The following is a 20,565-nucleotide window of genomic DNA, read 5'->3' as shown; positions in this document are numbered from 1 at the left end:
GCGTAATGTTTTTGAAGATTTGATAATACAAAGTTTTGATAAGATTCATGAGAAACATATTTAGGTTTCATTTGTAACACCCCAATCACAGTTAGTAAAGGAAATAATCCCTTCAATGCGATTATTGGGTTGATTTTCAAAAGTCAAGTGTTTTTTTGAGTTTTAATAATATTTTTTAGAAGTGAAATTTCCAATTTCACTTTAAGAAAATAAAAAACTTCCTACTAAAAGTAGGAGGATTACAACTAAAGTGTTTTGAGGAAACCCTTAAAACATAACACTCGGTTAATTCCGAGAGTCTATGATATGAAATAGGAGGGGAAATGACAATCAAAAATAATAAAGAAAATAATCCTATATACACAGAGAATGGTACAGGCATTAAGTATAAAGAAACTTATAATGAGGAATATGAAAGTGATAATAAGGAATATAAAAGTTCCAAAAAGCCTAAAAAAAAGAAATCAAAGATTGCAATGGCTGCATCACTGATATTTATAACAGCTAAACTTTTTGGTGGTTTTAATGATTTTGTAGAAGATGCTAAAGATTATATTAAAGATGCAATAAGCAATACTGGCATAGTTGAGCAATTCGAAAATTCAGAGGAAGAGGATGTAGTTGAAGTAAGTTCAGATAAAGAGTGGATTGATATTTCAGATCAAATTATAACTGATACTGATGGATTAAGTTTTGAGTATACTGATTTTATAGTTGAATCTATTGAAGCATCATCTTGTGCAGGAAGTTCAGATGGACAAGATTATTTGTTAGAGTATGTTTGTGATTTTAATGAAAGGACAGCTTGGGCAGAGGGAGCAGATGGACCAGGGATAGGAGAATGGATTCAATTAAACTTTGAAAGTGAAATTACTATAAATGAGATAGAAATTGAATATGGAAATAAAAAATCTGAGAAAGCCTTCAATGAAAGTGGAGTACCGCAAATCTTAAGAATTGAATTTTCAGGTAATAGGTATATCTATATTGAAAAAGGCGAAGAATATGAGTTTGATAAGATTGATTTTTTAACTTTGAATAAAGTTAAGACAAGTTTTGTGAGGGTGATAATTATTGAAGCATCAGAAGGTGATAACGGGAATACCTGCATTTCGGAAATAGGTGTTTATTAGAGGTGTATATTAAGTAATTAGTTAAAAATTTTATTGAATAAATAAATAAATAAATAAATAAATATGAGGACAATGTTTAACTTTTGGAAAAGTTGAGCATTGTCCTCATATTAGTTTTGAATAGTAGTTTTTAGTTTTAACTAGTTAATTTTAAGGCAAGTAAATTTTTGTTGATTTAACAACTGCCATAAGAATTTCCTTTGTTAGCTGGAGCAACGCTAAAACCGTTACCCATAAAAATTATTTTTATGTCACCATAATTTTCAAAAAGTTCTTTTTCTATAATAAATTTTACTCCTTTAGAATCATCTAATACATCATCATCCTTTTGCTCATCCAGAGCAAGGCTAAAACTTGGGCCTCCTCAGCCGATGCCGGCTACAAAAATCCTTATATTTTCGGGTGTATTAGTTTCTCTATTGTTAATAGCAGTTTGTATAACTTCTAAAGATCTTGAATCAATAATTACATTCATTTTAGTTCACCACCTTTCTTAGATTATACCACATTTACCCCCTATAGGTATATAGAAGACTTATATTCTTTAGAAATACCTAATCAATAAAACTGCCAACAAGGGCAGTTTTTTAATTTAATCAAAAAAGTATGGAAAAAAGCTTAAAAATAATTTGTATTTTGCTACACGTTTCGACAAGATAAAAATACAAATTATGATAAAATAAAGGGTAATTGAATAATGATTTTTCATCAGGGAACTTTCACAGATAGAATTTAGAAAATCAACTGAAATAAGGTGAAGAAAGTGATAAAAGCTAAATCACAAGAACTCAATATTGAGCTTTCGCAAATTGAAGAAGAAAAATCAATAATTGAAGGTATAAACAATACTTCAATTATTGTGGACAAACAATCAATTCCGGGGCATAAAAGTATAGAGCTGGGGACAGGGAATGAGAATTGTATCACAGGTGGGAAAGAAAAAACATATTTAAACTAAAAAACATATGAGAAGGAAGAAAATAATGGCTTATTTTGATAATGCATCAACAACATTTCCAAAACATGAATCAGTATATAATAATACGATGGAGATATATAGAAAAATAGGGGTAAACTTTAGTAGAAGCAGTTCAGAAAAGAGTGAAGCTGCAAGAGGTATCAAAAAAGGATTAATTGAAAATTTAAAAAGGATTTATTCAAGTAATACTCACGAAGTAATAATAAATTCATCAGCTACATTTTCATTAAACGAAATAATATCAGGATTGGATTATTCAGGCATCAAAACTGTATATATATCTCCGTTTGAACATAATTCAGTATATAGACCATTAAAGAGATTAGAAAAAGAAAAAAAAATCAAGATACAAGTTTTGAAATTTGATAAAACAGAACTTGATGTTGAAGATATGAAAATAAGATTTATGTCTAAAAAACCAGATTTAGTAATTTTAACACATGCTTCAAATGTATTTGGAAATATACTTCCCGTTGAAATGATTTTTTTTGAAACTAAAAAATACAATGGAATAACAGTAGTAGATACAGCACAAACAGGTGGGGTGTTAGACTATACAAATATATCACAATTAAGTGATTTTATAGTGTTTTCAGGACATAAAAATCTGTATGGACCAAGTGGAATAGGTGGATACCTATACAATAAAAACATAAAGTTGGAACCATTATTATATGGAGGAACAGGTATAAAATCAGAAGAAATAGATATGCCAGTAGAGTTGCCAGAAAGATTCGAATCAGGAAGTCCAAATATAATGGGTATAATAGGATTAAAACTTGCCACAGATGAGGGTTTAAAAATAGGAATAAAGGAAATTAAAAAGGCTAAAATAAAAAATTTAGAACAATTAAACATAGTATTCAAAGAATATTGTTATGACATAAAAATACATTCTGATATAGAAAACAACATAGGAATAATATCGGTTACATCACCAAACTTTACACCGCAAGAACTAGGACAAATACTATCCGACCATGGAATAGAAATTAGAACAGGATTACATTGTTCTCCGTTAGCACATAACCATATGAAAACACAAAATGCTGGAACAATGAGATTTTCAGTTGGATATTTTAACAAATATGAAGATTTTAAAAAATTACAAGAAACGCTAGAAGATATATTTTAGCGTTTAAATATAAGGATTATATGATGTGAGATGATTAAGAAATATTGGATTTGAAGGTAAAAAGCAGTGAAAGATTATTATAAGGTAAAAGTAGAAATAGAAATCAAGGAAAAAAATAAAATAATAGGTAGGAATGTTTATGGAATTAAAATATTATTTAGATAAAGCAATAGATGAGTATGCAGGTAGGATGGGAACTATAACTACTAAAAAAATAATGAATTATGTATATAGTGAATATAACATAGATGCTAATGTAGAGGATATTACTAATATTCTAAAAAATAGAGAGTCAATATTAGAAATAGTAGATGGGATTTTTGTAGATGAAAATTCATTTCTTTCTTTGGTAGAAAAAACTGAAACAAATTTATTGAAATCATATATAGAATTCCAATATTTTATTTCAATAAATCAAGAACAAATGGCAGGAATATTAGACATAATAAAATCAAATAAAGGTAAAAAATTAAATCTGGACACACTGGATCAATCTCAAGGATTAGATAAAGCAACCATAGAAAATGGAGAAAAAACACAAAAAAGCACAGTAGAGAAAAGTAATGAAATACAAAAAGAAAATGAAAATAAATGGACATATAGTAAAATAGTGAATTTTGGTATGGAAAATGGATATGTCAAATCAAATTGGGTAGAAAATATAGATTATACTTTAGAAAAAGAAGTATATGATTATTTCCAGACAGTTGAAGAAATAGAGGACAAAGGTATTGAAATCAAATATTGATATTAAATGGAGATGGATATGAGGTATGCAATTAGATAACTACAAAATATATTGGAATAATACTAAAAATATACCAATAATAATTGATGAGGATAAAGATACATTATTGATAAAAAATAGTGGATTAACATATCTAACTACAGATGCGAGGCCTGTGTTTTTAGAGGAAAAACATTTAATGAAAAATATTTTTTCGCTAGATGATAGTATATATTTCAAATCAGTATGGTGTAGCAAGCAAGGAAGATATTTTATAGATGGTAAACCATTAAAAAAGAGTATGATAAAGAATATAAAAGAAATCAGAAATATAGATAGTTTTAGAAAAAAAATACTAGGTTTTGAAAAAACAGAGGAAATGATAAACAAAGAAACTCAAATATTTAAAGACTTTGTGGAAGAAAATAAAGAGCATATACATTATCTATTAGAAAATAAAGATAGAGATAGTGAAGGATATTATATTGGGGCTTACCCTTTTATAGATGAAGTAATAGAAAAATATAAAAACAGAGTTCCAATAGTTTCATTTAGTGGTGGAAAAGATTCAACAGTAGTATCGTACATGGTTACCAAGGCAACAAATAACCAAAGTGTACTCCACATATTTGGAGATACCACGTTAGAGTTACCACTAACATATGAATATATAAAAGATTTTAAAGAAAAAAATCCAGCTACACCATTTTTCGAAGAAAAAAATGATGAAAATAATTTTTTGGAGATGTGTAAAGAAATAGGCCCACCAAGTAGGGTTAAGTCATGGTGTTGTTCTATATTTAAAACAGGACCAATGGGGACTACACTTTCAAATTTTGATATGGATTTATTGACATTCTATGGAATTAGAAGACGAGAGTCAGCATCAAGAAGAAAATACAAAAAAGTTAGTAAAACTCCAAAAATACATGGTGGAATAGTAAATTCACCAATAATAGATTGGATGGATTTAGATGTGTGGTTATATATGTTATCAGAAAATATAGAGTTTAATTTTAGTTATAAACAAGGATTCCCAAGAGTTGGGTGTTGGATGTGCCCTAATAATTCTGATATATCACAATTTTTAGCAAAAATACATGTGAATAAAAATCATTGTAATAATATAACATTTGATTCTGAGGATTGGGAAAAGTTTATATATGATTTTTCTAGAAAAATTGTTAAAAATTATTATAAAAACAATGAAATTGATATCAGTGAAGATAAATTAGAAAAAGAAGTAAAGTATTACGTTGAAAATAGCAAGTGGAGAGCAAGACAAGGTGGAGATGGGTTAGAAAAAAGTAAAAATACAATAATAAATAAGAATGAATGTATTAATGAAAAGAATACATATAGCATATCGCTAAATAGACCCGTTGATGATGAATTTACAACTTTATTTAAGCCTTTTGGTAAGTTATCTTTTAGAAACCAAGGAGCTTCACAAGAAATGTTTGTAATTGATAAAAAAGGTAATGCAATTATTAAAGTGATATTTAAAAATGGAGAAAAAGAAATAAGAGCTACGATAATAGACTTAGAGGATAGATATTTATATGGAAAATTAATAAGACAGTTAAATAAATTCAATATTTGTATATATTGTCAAGCATGTAATTCTACATGCAACTTTGGAGCATTGAGTGTAGTCAATGGAACCTATTCTATTGATGAAAACAAGTGTATTCATTGTTTGAATTGTGTAAACAGGTTCGAATCAGGATGTTTGGTAACATCAACTTTAAAAATAAAGACCAAGGAGTAGACTATAAAAATGACTAATATATTAGTGGGACATAGTTCCTTTTATGTAAGAATGGGATGGATAAAAAAAGGGGTAGAATATGTAAAAAAGAACTCTTCAGAAAATATATTTGTAAAAAGTAATATAGCAGCTATTGATGAACTTGGTATAGGGAGTGTAATGGTTCAATCGTTGAGATACTGGATGATATTGCTAGATATACTAAAAAAACAAAACAAAGAATATTGTTTAAAACGAGATATAGAACTTATTATTAAAAAAGATCCTTATTTTGAGAATAAAAATAGTTTATGGTTATTGCATAGCTATATCATGGATAGAGAAAATAAAGAAGAAAAAGCGGTACTGTGGGAAATATTTATCAAAAGTAATAAGGTAAGTTCATTTTCAGACGAATCAGCTATGCAACTATTAGTTATGTATTGTAAGGAAAATGGAATAGAAATTTCAAGTAGAAGTGCTAAAGATAGCCTATCAGTTTTTTTAAAAACTTATAACAAGGATAACAAGGTAAATGAAGATCCAGAAGATGGAATATATTCACCATTTACAAAGCTAGAATATTTAATAAAAAATAGTGATGAAAAATATTATTTTAGAAATATAGAACATTCAGAGATTACAGAATACTTACCGTTGTATCTTTTAACAAGAAAATTAAAAAATGTAGATACTAAGGTGAGTACATTTAATGAGGCTTATATCCATTTTAATTCAATAATAAAAATGAGATTTAATGATTACGAAAAGCTTATATCAAAATTAGAACGTACAGATTTAATATCTATAGATAGAGCAGCAGGACTACAAAATATCCACATAGTGAAAAAGCTTTCAGAAACAGAAATAGTGGAGAAAATATTAGAAAGTGAGAACTAAAAGATGAATGATATAGTGAAGACAATAGATACAAATAATTATTCTATAAACATAAAAAATGATTATATGAATCCTCAAAAGATAAATGCATATTATCCAACATTTCGTAACCTAAAATTATTAGAAAAATTTCTTACTATGATATATAAGGGTGAAGGTGGATCAATATTACTTTCAGGAGCATATGGTACAGGAAAGTCATACTTTACATCAGTTTTAATGAATATACTTGACAAGGATTACAGTACTAAAAACTATACTGATTTTCTAAAAAAATCAAATAAAATATACGATGTGAATAAAATTTTACATAAATTTGAAAAGAAAAAATATTTTATTGTTTTTATCGAAGACAATGTAAGTGAATTTTCAAAAGGATTACTTTTGGGAATAAATCAAAGTGCTAAAAAAACAAAAATAAATTTAAATTTATCTACACAGTATGAAATAATAGAACAAAAATTAGCAGCTTGGAAGAAAGACTATGCATCAACTTATGAAGAATTTATAAACAAAATAAAAGAAAAAGGTATAGAAGAAAAATTCTTTACATATCTACAGGAAAGAGATAACAATGCAGTAAAAATATTTTCATTAATATATAGTGAATTATTTTCAGGAGAAAAGTTTGCTCCTTTAGAAAAAGTAATGAAAATGCAAGAGTTACTAATTGAAGTAGAAGAATCAGTAAAAGAAGCAGGATATGATGGTGTAATATACTTATTTGACGAATTTGGTAGGTACTTAGAAACAAATATAAATAATATTGATGTAAAAGAAATTCAGGACATGGCGGAACATTGTAATGAAAAAAATGAATCAACACTTATGCTTATTACGCATAAAGATATATTTCAATATGGAACAAAGCTAGATAGAAAAGCAGAAAAAGATGAATGGGAAAAGGTAAGTGGAAGATTTTTAAAAGAGCATCTAATATACGAAAAAGTAAATATATTGGAAATACTACAAAATATTTTGCAAAAGGAAAATTATTTAGAGTACAGAGAAAATAATATAAGACAATTTGAAACTAAAGAAAAACTATTGGAAAAATTAAAAATTATAAATGATACAGCATATAATATAACTGAAAAATTTTATCCTATGGACTACATTGCAGTAAACGTGTTACCAGATTTGTCACAAAAACTAGCGCAAAATGAAAGAACACTATTCTCATTTATATGTGGAAATGAAGAAAATAGTTTAAAAAATCGCAATGAGCAATTTATTACTTTACCTGAAATATATGATTTCTTTGAAGAAAATCTAAGATTGCTAGCACATGATAGCAATGAATATAAGATATATATTAATAGTAAAAATGTGTTATCAAAGATTAAAGACAATGAGCCAGAAAAAATAAAATTTATTAAATCTATAGCAATTATATATATTTATAACAAATTTGCTGAAATAGAACCTACACCAGAAGTTATGAAATATATAATGGGAAAAACAGATATTCTTAAAATAGAAACTGAATTAAAAGATAAAAATCTAATCAATTATCGTAGACATTTAAATCACTACAAAATAATAGAAGACATAGATGTAAATGTGGACAAAGAGGTATCGGATTATATAGAAAAAAACTTAAGTAACTTTGACCCAGTGGAAACTTTGGAAAAAAATCTAAAACAAGAAATATACTATCCTCTAAAATACAATGATGAAAATAAAATAAATAGATATTTTGGACAGTATTATATAGATGTATCAGATATAAGTAGATTATCAAAATTAGATAATATCTATGAAGATGGAAAAATACTTTATATAACAAATATAGAGAACAACGAAAATTATCTGCAAATTGTAAATAAATTAAAAGAAAAAGATTATATTGTTATTTTTAATAAAAGCGGAAAAAAATTAAATATTATGGATAATCTTAAAGAACTAGAAGCAATAAATAGTATGATTCTTTTATATGAAAGATATAGTAAAGAAGGAATATTAAAGCAGGAAATAGAATCATATAAAAAAGAAATAAAAGATGTTATATCTAAAAAAATAGAAAAATATTTTGAACAAACAATCGATTTTCTTCAAGAAACTGATAGATATTTATCTGAAAAATATTATAAATACTTTCCAATAAATTATGAATTAATAAACAAGCATAATTTATCTTTTCCAATGAAAAAAGCAAGAGTAGATATACTAAATAGAATTTTAAATAAGGAAAATTTAGGTGATGAATATTTTAGTGATACAAAAGCAGAGAGTTCTGTAGCTAGAATTTTAATGAAAAATGAGAGATTATATGTGAATGAACAATTATCTATCAAAAAATCAACTTATGCTGAATTAATAGAAGAAATAATAGATAGTATAAAACATGAGAAAGTATCATTAAAAAATTTATATGAAAATTATTGTAGTAATAAAGGCGTATATGGAATAAGAAAAGGAATTTTTACCTTTATACTAGGAGTAATAATTGTCGATAATTATGAAGAAATTTCAATAACATATTCAGGAACAAAAAATGAAGCAGATACAGATTTATTATTACTAAATTTAATTGAAAAGAATCCGGAAAAATTTGATATTGCATACTATTCAATTTCAAAAACTGAAGTGAGTTATATGAAAGAGTTAGAAAATATATTTAATCCATATATTTCAAAGAAAGAAGAGAAAATATATAACAGAGTTTTGGCAGGAATAAAGAATTATGTATTATCACTACCAAGATTTATGACTGGAATATACCTTAAAAATTATAAAGGATTGGATAAAGTTTTAAGAGGAATATTTAGTATAAATAGTGGAAGAGAATTTTTACTTAAAGATATTCCAAGAGCGTACAAGGAAGAAAATTATAAACTTTTATGCCAAAAAATATATTATGATATAACAAGTTTTGAAAACAACAAAAAAGAATTTGTAAACTTATTGGTAGTTGAAACAGTAGAATTGCTAGGCTATAAAGGATATTCATTAAGAAAAGCTATAGATGAAATAAAAAAAAGAAATATGAATAACGATATTGTTAATTTATTAATTACGATAGAAGACAAAGATGAATCAGAGATACTATCATTACTTACAGAAAGAATAAAAGGTTATAATTATGAAAACTGGAGAAATGAAAAAGATATTAGTGATTACAAAGAATTGTTACAAAAAGAGTTACAAGTATTGCCACGTGAAATTAATACAGGCAAAAAAGAAGTTATAAAAATAATAGTGAATGGAAAAGAAAGGGTAATCCCTATGTTGGGAAATGAAACAATGTTAGGAAAAATGTTGCAATCTAAAATTGAATCAACATTGAAGAATATGGGGACAAGTGTATCGGAAATTGAAAAGAAAAGGATATTGGCTAAAATTCTACTAGAGATATAAAGGGGAGAAGATATGGCTGGTTGGAATTTAAAAAAAGGTAATGCAAAGATTATTTGTTTTAACAATGAAATTTTTTGGAATAGAATAGAAGATTTTCTATCAAAAAAGACAACCATGAAAAATTTATACAAGATAACTCTTATAAGAAGTTTAATCAATATAAACAGTGAATTTATTTCGATGGAAAATAATATTTTTAATGAATTAACCTATGAGTTCTCAAAAATAATATGGAATTTTAAAAGTGAATCATCTATGATAAATTCAACAATTTACAATGGAGTTTCTTATGAAGCAAAACAAGATAAGATTATTGAGCAAATCAAAAATGTATATAAATTAGATCAAAAATCTAAGTTTGAAGATTTGAATGAAACTGTTAGATGGAACTATATAGAAAAAACTAAATCTGTGATAAAAACTAACGTAATAGGAGCAATATTCTCTGATTTTAATGAAGAAATATACTCTTTTAATTTGAAAAATGATGAACTTTTTTTAAATGAAGAATATGCTAAGTTCTTTAGAGATAATAAATCTATATTATTGCAGCTTTTATATTATAGAGAAATTGAATTTATAAAAATATCAGAAAAAGATAATAAAAATATAGTTGAATACTATGGTAATGAAATATATTTTTATGGACTAGAGAAAAATTACTATGAATTAATAAATACAATGATTAAAAATATAAAGTAATAGGAAGGGTGATAGTATGAATTCAAAACAAGGTTTTAGATTTGAAGTTCCTTATTGTATAAAGCTGATTTCTCAAATAGAAAATGGTATTGTCAGGAAAGATGAGTTGAAAGACGATACCGGAGTTGGACTACCTAAAGTAGAGGTTTTTATTTATTGGTTAAAATATATTAATGCAATCAAAATGGAAAATCAAAAAATATCACTAACTACACTTGGGAGAACATATCTAAAAATAGCAGATGTAGAGGATTATATAGAACCTTTGATGTTATATCATTTACTTAGAAATTCTAATTTGGAAAAAGATGATGGACAATTCTATTTTTCAGAATTAGTGAATGATATTTTATATAGATTGATGCTAGACTATTCAAATAAAATAAGTGTTGAAGAAATTAAAAAAGAGATGTTTAAAATTGGTGCTGATAAGAAATATCCACAGTTTATAACAGCAGCTATTACTACGATTTCAGATGCAGAAACTGGATTTGGTAAAATGGGAATCCTAGAGGCGATTGGAAGCAAAGGGAAAGAAACGAATTTCGAAGTACATTCATACTGGGCAGAGCCATTTGTAGCTGCATACATAATATATGATATGTGGAAAGATGGTCAAACAGCTCTTGGGATAGATAAAATAGTAAACGAAAAATATAATTTAGGAAGAATGTTTTTGATGGATGAAGAGGCGGTAATGGAAACACTAGAGGAAATTCAATCAAAAAAATTAATAACAATTGAAACCATAGCAGGATTAAATCAGATTAGAATAAATCCTAATATAAGCAAAGATGATATTTTAGATATGATTATAAAGGAAATAAGTTGATAATTATGGATATAGAAAAATATTTAAATGAGATAGTAAATAAAGAAGTTTACTCAAGGTTAAATGCACATATAGCAATTGGAAAACTTGAGGGTAGCAAAGTTGAATATATAAAAAAATGTAAAAATTTTAAGTATATTGATTTTGAAGATATAGCAATTGATTTTTTTCAAGAAACAAGAATGACTCTAAAAATATTTGATACAGGAAATTTTTTTAAGTATATAAAAGAGTTATCTAATAAATCAAATAAAATATTAGTTGTTGATAATTTAAATATAGTACAAAACATACTATATAACTTAGATGATGAAAGTAAGCATATAAAACAATTTTTTGCAAGTATGATAAATCAAAGTTTTAAAAAAGAGGTAGTATTTATATTTTCTAATATTAAAATTATGAAAATAGAAAAATCCCTAAAAGAAGCTGATTTTCCTCAAAAGAATATAATCAAGTAGGAGTGAATGAAATGAAAATTAGAGAGATAGTTAGTCTGAAAGAATTTGATCCAGTAATTGACTTAAGTTGGGCTGGAAATGTAAATGAACAAGAAAGACTACTTGCAAACTATATTATGACAGAACAGTTGGCAGAAGTATTTACAAACATGCTTGAAAGTTTAAATTTGGTTAGAAGTGATACTAGGCGTGAACTTAAAAGTGGGGATGTAGATTCAGTTGCAACGAAGAGATCTCACGTTATTTCAGGTCAATATGGAACGGGAAAATCTTATTTTTTATTAATGCTTAATATATTATTAGAAATGAAAAATACATATTTAACAGATGCTATTATTGATAAATTTAGTAAATTTCCAGAACTTCAATTTCAACTAAAATATATAAGAGAAAAGAAAAAATATTTTGTTGTTCGTGTAAATGGAGAGGCAGAGAATGAAAAAGAATTTAAAGATGTAATTCAAGGTCATATTGTTTCAGCACTTGAATTAGAATTTGGAGATGTACCAATTCAAACCATATATAAAAAAAATAGGGAGATGTTTGAAAAAGTATATAAGCAACATAAAAATACTATAGATAATGTATTAGAAAGTAAGGGGTATGATACTGAGGATATTATAGCAGGACTATATAACTATAGAAAAGATGCTATTATAAAGGCAGAGTGTGTTATAAAGGAAGCGTTAGGATTTACTCCAAAGATTGAAATAGATAGTCTGGAAACATTTATTAAAGATGTTAATAATATACTAAAAAGTAATGGATATGATGAACTTGTAATTATTTTTGACGAATTTTCGGCATACCTTACTGTATCTATGGAAAATGGAAGAATAAACAAAGATTTAGGGCATATCCAAACACTTGCACAACTTTCAGCTATAGGATACAGAGAAAGTCAAGGAATTAGGGTATCGCTTATTACATCAACACATAAAGATTTAAAAGAAATGATTGGAAGTAGTGGAAGTTCAAATAAAGAAGAGTTGGACAAAGTATTTGGAAGATTTGACAGTCACATTTTAGCTTTTGATCAAGGAGAAGAACTATTAAAAAATACCATAGAACTGGATAGGAAAATCTTTGACACTTATAAAATAAAACATAGTGAGTATATTGACACACTAAATAGCAATTATAGCAAGGATTTTTATGATTTTTATCCAATGCATCCAGCCACAGTAGAATATTTAGAGCCTATATCACAGCTATATTCTCAAAAAATACGTACTTCTTTTGGATTTTTAAAAGAAGTAGTAAGAGAAAAATATTTTGGGAAAGAAATTGAAGAGCATGGAAAATTAAATCTTATAACAATTTCAGATTTATTTGATTATTTTGAAAGTGCTATTGATGCAAAGAATCCAGAAATAATAAGTGCCTATTATCAAAACTATAACGCTATAAAAGAAGACAATGATTTGGTAGATTTTCTAAAGGCACTCACAATTTCGCATTCTAGTTCTTTTACAAAATCTTCAGCAAGTGTAGAACTTTCAGCAGAAGAACTAAGGGATTTGTATCAACTTCCTAGTGAAGCTTATATTAGAGAAAAGTTAAATCCTGTTATAAATAATAAATATTTAAACATAACTACAAATGAAGGAAAGTATAGATTTTTTCTGACTAATAGTAGAATAAATATAGATAAAATAATAAATGAAGCAAAGGATAAAATAGATCCATATGATATCTTTAATGGAATCTTAAAGAAATCTGAAAATAGAATATTTATTAAGGAAAAATATTCTCTTAAATATAATATGGGATTATACCCTTTTGACAGAACATTAGAAGGAGTAAAATATTCGTTAAATCAGTTAGTAAATAATGACTTAACCAAAATATTTTCAACAGAAAAAGATGGGAAAATAGTTTTTTTGATACCTGATTTTAATGAAAAATTTAATAAGGAAGAAATTATAGAACAGTATTCTAAATACATGAAGGATTTACCTTTAAATATATGTCTAGCTATTCCAAATGACATTGTATTTATAGTAGAAGAGTTAAAAGAATATGGGGCTATGCTATATATAGAAAAGAATAATGAAGAAATACATAAAAATGAAGAAATAAGTAATTTGTTTGGGAAGAGAAAAAGAAAATTAGAGGATAAACTTAGGAATAAATATTTAAGAAAATTTAGCAGCCTAAGAAACTATACTTTTGTTTTTGGAGGAGGACAAATAAAAAATAATCTTAGAAATGATATGGGATTGTATAAGGAAATTTTATATAAGCACTATAGCAAGTTTCCATATGAAATTACTGTGGAAAACTTCAAGGATAGAGGACCATTAAATGGAATATGTGATAAATTTATTGATGGAGGAATGGGAGAAATAAGCAAAAAGGACACTTCTATTGTTTTTAAACAAATATTCAATACACTAAAACCACTTGATTTAGTCTCAATTAAGGAAAAGGTAAGCACATATGCACTAGAATTTAAGCTGCCTGATGAAGATGTAAGCTCAATATCTAAAGAAATTATGGAAATTGTTGAGTTACCTGAGGAAAAAATGGATTTGAATAGTAAGTACGTTAAGCTATCATCTTCTCCTTATGGGCTATGTGTTCCATTGATAGGATTATTCATTTTAGTTTCAACTAAGATGGGGAGAATAAATATTCATAATAAAGATACATTTAAATTACTAAACATTGATAAGAATGGGCTAGAAAGAATATCAAAAAAACCTCATGAGTATGAAGTGAAAAAGAATGAGGTAGAAAGCATACCTAAAGAAGTTGGCGAGGTTTGGGAAAAGCTTAGTGAGTTAAGAATAGTAACAAATTCTAAGTTTAGGAAATTTAGAACAGATGCAAGAACTGATTTTAATATATATACTACGGTAGGGTCAGAGATAAGAATTATTTTAAATAATATTAAGGATAAAGAGCAAAGATTAATTCAAAAAGATGTGAAAACAGGTAAGTTTAAATCATTAGTAAATAAATTAGAATTAGCATGTAAAAAAAATATACCAACTGATTTTTATAATGCTGTAATTGATATACCAAATATATTTAGAAAACAAACATTCGAATTAAACGCAGAAGAATTAGGGGTGTATATAAATAATCTTAAAAAGCTTACTAGTAGTGAACTTATAAAGTTTGAAAAAAATTATGAAATTATAAATAATCTAAGTTACAGAATTAAAGGGTTATTTAAATTTTCAGAGATGAAAGAAGAATTAATTATTGTTGAAGATGAACTTGAGTTGTATAAAAAAGATTTTTTGGATTTGGAGTTAAATAAAAGCATAGATTTAAAAACAGTAATATTACTTAATAATTATAATAGTGAATTTAAAAAAATACATGATGAGTATCATTTAAGATATGAGGAGTTAAAAGAGTCTTTAGTTAGCAAACAACAAAATAGAATAGAGTGTCTTAAAGTACTAGCAGATATAAAATTCCCCAATATTACATCTATAAAAAGTTTTTTAGAAGAAGTTAAATCTTATGAGAAATGCACACTGATAATTGAAGAAGGAAAAATTGCTCAATGCAAAAATTGTAACTTGGATGAAATCAAAAAAGTAGAGAGTGGTAAAGAAATTTTAGAAGAGAAATTCAGAAACTACGACAGACAAATCATAGGTGTTATGGATAGATATGTAAAAGAGTTAGGAAAGGACAACATAAAAGACAATTTCAAATTTGACGAAGTATATAAAAATATAGTTATAAAATTGAATAGAATAGGGAGCGAATTTGAAACTGGAGATGAATATGTTTCTCTGAAGGAAGAAATAGATAAAATAAAAGACCACCTTATAGAAGTTATTAATAATCAAGTAATTGAAGTTTACAAAAATATTCATATTGAAGAAGTTGAAAATAGGTTGATATCAGAGATAAGAGCATTAGGTCAAAATTATGTTACCCTAGATGAGATACAAACTAAATTTAATAAATTGATAGAAGAATATAGGACGAAAGAGATTACCAGAGTTAATGTATAGGAGGGAAAAGATGGTTACCATTGTTAAGGATTATTCAAAAGAATATATTTCTAATGTTGAAAATATAATAGTTAAAGATTTAACCTCTTATCTCTTAGCTAGAAAAAAATTTTTTTCGAACAGATGGGATGATAGAAGGTTAGAAATTGTAATAAGAAAAAGTAGTATTTTTAACTTTTTCTTGGACATAGAAGAGAATAGCAATGTATCCGTTATAATTATTAAAGAAATCAAAGACAACACAGAAATAATATTGACTAATTACTTTGGATCAACTTCAAATATATTTGAAATATTGAATATATCTAGGGATATAAATAAATCTCAACTAGAAAGAATGAAAAAAGAAATGGTTGATAGTTATTTTAATGAATTTCCAGAAGTAATACAAGAAGAATTTCTGAAAAAAGATTCTGATAATTTACTTGAAAATATGGTTTATTGCTATGTTTTTTCTAAATATAAAGAGCATAATTATAATTCTTTGGTAGGAAATATATATGATGAGGTTTATAAACTTTTTAGACATGATCAAAAATTGAAGAATTATTTTGAAAGCTATAAGCAAGATTTATTAACATATATATGTAAATGTAATGAAATTTTAAAAGAAAACTATAAAAAAATAGATACTTTTATGGAATTTAAAAGTACCAAATTTTTAAATGAAATATCAGGAGAATTAAAATTTGAAAGTGAATTTTTCTTGAACAAAATCTTAGAAAAATTTAATTATATAAGAAATTTTCAAGAAGTGAAGTTAACATTACAATCTTTTAAAGAAAAATTTGGATATAAGATAGATGATATTGATTTGTTGATAAGTGATTTGGAAAAGATATTTGCAGTAAAATTAGATGAGTTTAAAAAACTAGATGATTGGAAAGAATTCTTTAAGAATGAATATTTAAAGTATAATACACCATTTCTTGAAAGTAACTTAGAAAGTAAAATTAAAATAATAGAGAAAAAATATAAAGTGAATTTACAAGATTTAAAAAATAGTATAAACAATATATGGAGTAATTCAAAAAATAAATTTGAAATATTTTATTTAAATAATTATAATAATCTTCATAGTTCTGTTAGTAAAGAGGGGCTAGATTATGCATTATCTGAAAATATAAAGTATATATCTTCTGGTAAAAAAACTTTGTTATTGTTTATTGATTGTTTGAGATATGATATATGGAGAGAGATAAAACGAGAATTGGAAATAAGAGGTTACGTTTGTCAAAAGGAGGAGGTACTGCTTAGTGCTATTCCTACAGTGACAAGTTATTGTAAAAAAATATTATATAATGGGAAAAAGTACAATCAAATATATAATGGAGATAATCTAAAGGGAATACATAACCTATTTTTTGAAAGAAAATTCAAGAAGATAGACAATTCTGGTGAATTATTAGAATATATTGAAGACTATGATGTATTCTTATATGAAATATTGGATATAGATTATTTTTTTCATAATATAAAAGAATTGGATTTAAATTACATTAGTAATAGTATCAGTGTAAAGCTAGATAAGCTTTTTTCTAATTTTAAAGCTGAAGATTTGGATCTTATTGTAATGACAGATCATGGAGCAATAAAGTTATATGACTCCGGATTAAAATCAATAGATTTCAAAGATTATTTGACTGAAAATAATCTGCAATTTGAAAATCATGGAAGATATATTAAAATTTATGGAAACTATTTTAATGAAGTCGCATATAGAAATTTAAAAGAAAAATTTTATAATAGCACAGTATATCATTGTATTGATAGAGAGAATATGAATAAATATTATCTTCCTATTGTTGAATTAAATAAAGAAAATTATTTTTACTTAATTTATAAAAATAATTTCTATCCAAAATGTACTGGTGAATATAATCATGGTGGAATTAGTTTGGAAGAGGTTATGGTTCCATTTGGAGTATTTACTACGGAAAGAAAAGAATATAAAGAAATTGAAATAGAGGTTAAAAATAATATTATTGAAGCTGATAAAGTATCGGAAATAATATTATTAATCAAAAACACTAATGAAATTAATAAATTTAATGCAAAGCTTATAAATATAGGAGCTAAAGCCAATATACCATACTTTGATGAGAATAAACTTATTCAAATTCCAATTAAAATTTCATATACAGAAGAAAAAATTATGGATATACTTGAAATAGAATTTTATTTTTTAAATGAGAAAATTGAAATCAAAATGTCTATAGAAATTTTTGTAAAAGAAAATAAAGTCAAGAAATTCAATCAAAAAATTAAAAACAGTAGAAGTTTATTATAGGAGGACTGTATGGAAATTTGGGAAGAAATTTTAAAAGATAGCTTTGGAAGTGCTGTAGTTGATAAACCTAAAGCTATAAAAAATGAGATACATGGGCTTCCGAGATATGTATCAGAATACTTAATTGGTTTTTTTTGTGAAGATGAAATAACCGATGATGGAATAAAAGAAACCAATAAATATATACAAGAGCATAGGATTGAAGCAAGGGAAAAAGAAAAATTTCGTAATGAGTTAAGGATAGATGGAAGTATAAAGATCATTGATAAATTCAAAGTTAAGATAAATCTTGGAAATGGAAAGGGAAATAGAAAACCAACTCAAATGGAAATTCCAAGTCTTGGAATAAGTGATGCAGAAGTTGTGGATAATATTCTGATAGAACATCCGAGAATACTTATTGATGGGCTTTGGGGGATGGGAGAAGTTTCATATGACTTTATACAAAGAGATATTTGTCTTACTCAATTTAAAGCTTTTCAACTGTCAGAAATAGATGTAGATGAGTTGATTGAATCAAGGAGCAACTTTGATTCAGAGCAGTGGATGAATGTAATGATAAGTACTATAGGACTTAATTTTCAGAATTATGAAAGAAGAGAAAAATTGATACTACTTTCTAGACTTATTCCAATGGTTGAGAATAATGTATTTATGATGGAATTTGGTAGCCCAGGAACAGGAAAAACATATGCTTATGAAAATCTTAGTTCTTATTCCAGAGTAATTTCTGGAAGTAACGTTAGTGCACCACAATTATTTTATAATCTTACTACAAAACAAGATGGACTATTGGTTCAATATGATGTTTTACTTTTTGATGAAATTGACAAGATTCAAAGGACTGGGTTAGAGGATAGTGTTAATAATAAGCTATATCAATACCTTGCTTCTGGAAAGTTTGATCGAGGTGGAATAGAGAAGGTTAGTGAGTGTGGAATTATGATGGTGGGAAATTTGCCATCAGGTTATTATGATAAAAAGAATTTATTAGGTGAATTACTACATAGCAGTAATACTCATAGTGCATTTTTAGATAGGCTTGCAGGGGTTGTACCTGGTTGGGAGTTAAAAAGCATAGGTAATCCCAATAGTGCATACACTAAAAATCTTGGTTTTGCAGCGGATTATTTTAGTGAAGTGATTCATAAATTAAGAAGAAAAAATTATAACTATATAACAAATAGAATTAATCTTAAGGGTTGTTCTATAAGAGATACAGATGCTATAAATAAGATGGTAAGTGGCATGATTAAGCTTGTATATCCAGATGGAGAAATAAGAGATGAGGAATTAGAAGAAATTATTGATTTAGCTGTAGAGTATAGACAGTTTGTGATAGATCAGAATTATAGGATAAATAGAGATGCCAATTTTGACAAAAAACTTTTATATGAGTTGTAGAATAGACAGGTAAATTTATAGTAAAGAGTTTACTTTATTAATTCTAGTAGAAAGTAACTTCCACATTAAAAGGAGTTACATATAATTAGAATACACTAGATTGTGAAAGCCTAGTATTAGTTATAGAGATAGATAGTTTAAAATAATTTATTTTAGAAGGTGAGTATTTGTCTAATAATATTTTTGAGAAAGCTATATTAAATCTTACTAAGGATAAAGAATTAAATATTTTCGGACCAATATCTTTTAATAGCTATTTAGAGCAAGCTCGGAGAATAAAGCATTTCCCCTCGCAATGGGGCCAGATCCTTGGGTGAGAATGGCAAAATAATCCAAGCTATCAAACATCAGAGAAATCTGATGTTTTTTAGATTAAATAAATGTTTAGCGAAATTAAATTTAATCTTTAAATTATTATTTATTAATATTAATTTTGTATTGTTGATGAAAAAGTAGAGGGGATTGGGGTATAATATTAAGTTACCAGTAATATAATAATGAAAATACAGAAGCTAATAAATTATATGAAATAGAAAATAACTAAATTTTTGGAGGTAGTATGGAAAGTAATATAGAGTTATTCCATGGCAGTGCTATTAAAGTTGAAAAGCCTAAGGTATTAGTCAGTGGATTTTATAAAAATTTTGGATTTGGGTTTTATTGCACTAATATTGAAAAGCAAGCTAAAAGGTGGTCTTTAGTTAAAAAACCAAATCATATTGTTAATGTATATACAACACACCAGATAGTTTTTTGTACTGATAAAGCATTAAGAACATTAAAGTATGAAAGGAGCTATTCCATATGATGAATATATTTTTCGAAGATGAGGAAATCAAAGAAGATGATTTGTTCTTTTTGTGTTATATGATTGAAAAAGTAGCTAGAACTCTTCATGTAAGAAATAAA

14 protein-coding genes are annotated in these 20,565 nt (G+C 26.2%); all 14 read left to right on the top strand.

Going from position 1 to position 20,565, the window contains the following annotated elements:
- Window positions 1–323 precede the first annotated feature (323 nt).
- Window positions 324–1,133 carry an NADase-type glycan-binding domain-containing protein gene (locus tag BUB83_RS19670; protein WP_073340820.1) on the top strand — a complete coding sequence of 270 codons (810 nt, stop codon included), beginning with the start codon at window positions 324–326 and terminating at the stop codon, window positions 1,131–1,133.
- A gap of 763 nt (window positions 1,134–1,896) precedes the next feature.
- A complete protein-coding gene (locus tag BUB83_RS19665; RefSeq protein WP_073340819.1) occupies window positions 1,897–2,091 on the top strand; it encodes a hypothetical protein in 195 nt (64 codons plus the stop codon).
- 25 nt (window positions 2,092–2,116) lie between these two features.
- Window positions 2,117–3,247 (top strand): aminotransferase class V-fold PLP-dependent enzyme, encoded by a 1,131-nt coding sequence (locus BUB83_RS19660; protein WP_159434122.1) that lies wholly within the window; start codon window positions 2,117–2,119, stop codon window positions 3,245–3,247.
- Between the two features lie 139 nt (window positions 3,248–3,386).
- On the top strand, window positions 3,387–3,995 hold the full coding sequence (locus BUB83_RS19655; RefSeq protein ID WP_073340818.1) for a hypothetical protein: 609 nt from the start codon (window positions 3,387–3,389) through the stop codon (window positions 3,993–3,995).
- 25 nt (window positions 3,996–4,020) lie between these two features.
- Entirely contained in the window at window positions 4,021–5,745 is a 1,725-nt protein-coding gene (locus BUB83_RS19650; protein ID WP_073340817.1) for a phosphoadenosine phosphosulfate reductase domain-containing protein, read from the top strand.
- 9 nt (window positions 5,746–5,754) lie between these two features.
- The gene (locus tag BUB83_RS19645) at window positions 5,755–6,624 is read left to right on the top strand and encodes a DUF4007 family protein (RefSeq protein ID WP_073340816.1); all 870 of its coding nucleotides are present in this window, start codon (window positions 5,755–5,757) and stop codon (window positions 6,622–6,624) included.
- 3 nt (window positions 6,625–6,627) lie between these two features.
- A complete protein-coding gene (locus BUB83_RS19640; protein ID WP_073340815.1) occupies window positions 6,628–9,984 on the top strand; it encodes a hypothetical protein in 3,357 nt (1,118 codons plus the stop codon).
- 12 nt (window positions 9,985–9,996) lie between these two features.
- Window positions 9,997–10,686, top strand: a complete 690-nt coding sequence (locus BUB83_RS19635) for a hypothetical protein (RefSeq protein ID WP_073340814.1) — start codon at window positions 9,997–9,999, stop codon at window positions 10,684–10,686.
- Between the two features lie 16 nt (window positions 10,687–10,702).
- The gene (locus BUB83_RS19630) at window positions 10,703–11,518 is read left to right on the top strand and encodes a DUF4007 family protein (RefSeq protein ID WP_073340813.1); all 816 of its coding nucleotides are present in this window, start codon (window positions 10,703–10,705) and stop codon (window positions 11,516–11,518) included.
- Window positions 11,519–11,523: 5 nt separating this feature from the next.
- On the top strand, window positions 11,524–11,979 hold the full coding sequence (locus tag BUB83_RS19625; protein WP_143160606.1) for a hypothetical protein: 456 nt from the start codon (window positions 11,524–11,526) through the stop codon (window positions 11,977–11,979).
- Window positions 11,980–11,990: 11 nt separating this feature from the next.
- Window positions 11,991–15,962 (top strand): hypothetical protein, encoded by a 3,972-nt coding sequence (locus tag BUB83_RS19620; protein WP_073340811.1) that lies wholly within the window; start codon window positions 11,991–11,993, stop codon window positions 15,960–15,962.
- A 10-nt stretch (window positions 15,963–15,972) separates the two neighbouring features.
- On the top strand, window positions 15,973–18,252 hold the full coding sequence (locus tag BUB83_RS19615; protein WP_073340810.1) for a PglZ domain-containing protein: 2,280 nt from the start codon (window positions 15,973–15,975) through the stop codon (window positions 18,250–18,252).
- 9 nt (window positions 18,253–18,261) lie between these two features.
- Window positions 18,262–19,656, top strand: coding sequence for a BREX system Lon protease-like protein BrxL (brxL, locus tag BUB83_RS19610; RefSeq protein WP_073340809.1), 1,395 nt, complete (start codon window positions 18,262–18,264; stop codon window positions 19,654–19,656).
- A gap of 559 nt (window positions 19,657–20,215) precedes the next feature.
- The gene (locus tag BUB83_RS19605) at window positions 20,216–20,464 is read left to right on the top strand and encodes a DUF3990 domain-containing protein (protein WP_073340808.1); all 249 of its coding nucleotides are present in this window, start codon (window positions 20,216–20,218) and stop codon (window positions 20,462–20,464) included.
- Window positions 20,465–20,565 lie beyond the last annotated feature (101 nt).

Source organism: Clostridium grantii DSM 8605 (assembly GCF_900129965.1).
Classification (GTDB): domain Bacteria; phylum Bacillota; class Clostridia; order Clostridiales; family Clostridiaceae; genus Clostridium_AF; species Clostridium_AF grantii.
This window is presented reverse-complemented; position numbering and strand designations above follow the sequence as displayed.

Coding starts and splice junctions, on each gene's coding strand:
- BUB83_RS19605 (WP_073340808.1), top strand. CDS start 20,216: ATGGAAAGTAATATAGAGTTATTCCATGGCAGTGCTATTAAAGTTGAA.
- BUB83_RS19615 (WP_073340810.1), top strand. CDS start 15,973: ATGGTTACCATTGTTAAGGATTATTCAAAAGAATATATTTCTAATGTT.
- BUB83_RS19635 (WP_073340814.1), top strand. CDS start 9,997: ATGGCTGGTTGGAATTTAAAAAAAGGTAATGCAAAGATTATTTGTTTT.
- BUB83_RS19670 (WP_073340820.1), top strand. CDS start 324: ATGACAATCAAAAATAATAAAGAAAATAATCCTATATACACAGAGAAT.
- BUB83_RS19645 (WP_073340816.1), top strand. CDS start 5,755: ATGACTAATATATTAGTGGGACATAGTTCCTTTTATGTAAGAATGGGA.
- brxL (WP_073340809.1), top strand. CDS start 18,262: ATGGAAATTTGGGAAGAAATTTTAAAAGATAGCTTTGGAAGTGCTGTA.
- BUB83_RS19630 (WP_073340813.1), top strand. CDS start 10,703: ATGAATTCAAAACAAGGTTTTAGATTTGAAGTTCCTTATTGTATAAAG.
- BUB83_RS19660 (WP_159434122.1), top strand. CDS start 2,117: ATGGCTTATTTTGATAATGCATCAACAACATTTCCAAAACATGAATCA.
- BUB83_RS19640 (WP_073340815.1), top strand. CDS start 6,628: ATGAATGATATAGTGAAGACAATAGATACAAATAATTATTCTATAAAC.
- BUB83_RS19620 (WP_073340811.1), top strand. CDS start 11,991: ATGAAAATTAGAGAGATAGTTAGTCTGAAAGAATTTGATCCAGTAATT.
- BUB83_RS19650 (WP_073340817.1), top strand. CDS start 4,021: ATGCAATTAGATAACTACAAAATATATTGGAATAATACTAAAAATATA.
- BUB83_RS19655 (WP_073340818.1), top strand. CDS start 3,387: ATGGAATTAAAATATTATTTAGATAAAGCAATAGATGAGTATGCAGGT.
- BUB83_RS19625 (WP_143160606.1), top strand. CDS start 11,524: ATGGATATAGAAAAATATTTAAATGAGATAGTAAATAAAGAAGTTTAC.